The sequence below is a fragment of the Candidatus Symbiothrix dinenymphae genome (genome assembly GCF_001431085.1).
The window spans coordinates 1-706 of record NZ_BBRU01000175.1 but is presented as its reverse complement, the minus strand read 5'-3'; the positions used below and the strand labels follow the sequence as shown (position 1 = coordinate 706).

1 protein-coding gene and 1 pseudogene are annotated in these 706 nt (G+C 47.5%); both read right to left on the bottom strand.

What is annotated here, in order from left to right:
* Positions 1-379: SAM-dependent methyltransferase (locus ASC50_RS02565; RefSeq protein ID WP_478209960.1), on the bottom strand; the 379-nt coding region annotated here is incomplete at its 3' end.
* Between the two features lie 2 nt (positions 380-381).
* Positions 382-706: pseudogene (locus ASC50_RS02560) on the bottom strand (hypothetical protein); the annotation flags it as partial.

The window sequence follows — 706 nt, the reverse complement described above, 5'->3', positions numbered from 1 at the left end:
GTATGGACGAAGGACCCACTAACGGCACCACAGGGATGTTTTTGTGCTGCGCCATCGCCACCACATCCGCCCCTGGGTCGGCAATCGCGGGGCAGCCTGCCTCCGAAATAATGCCCATCGAATAGCCGTCTGCAATCGGTTTCAAAAACTCCAACAATTCCCCGTGCGAAGTATGTTTGTTAAGCGTAAAAAAAGTGCAGTCGTCAATCGGAAAATCGGGGTCGGTCTGCTTGAGAAATCGCCGAGCCGTCCGCACATTTTCGACAATGAAGTGGCGAATTTTAGCAATGATTTCCGCATTGTAGGGGGGCAAAACGCGGTCGATGGGCGTTTCGCCAAGTGTGACGGGGATTAAATACAGCGCAGGTTTTTCTTCCATGCCTAAAATTTCACCTCCAATAATTCGTGTCCTAACTGGTGCAAAGCCGATTCGATTTTTTTTCGTTGCCTCAAACGCGGCTTTTTTAATCCGGAAGAATAGTGATGTAATGACTCTTGTTTGAAGCCTGTCAAGCGTTTCAATCCGATGGGTGAGAATATTTTGTTGTAGTGATTCAGAAAACTTTGCATATCATATTCGAATGCAATCGTATATTCACTCTGCAATATTGCAGGCAATTCACTTTTATCTCGCGAATTGACAAACAACTCCAAGCCTTTCAAAGCATCGGCTTTTGCCGCCTCAGGGGTGGGTCCGGCACCATAG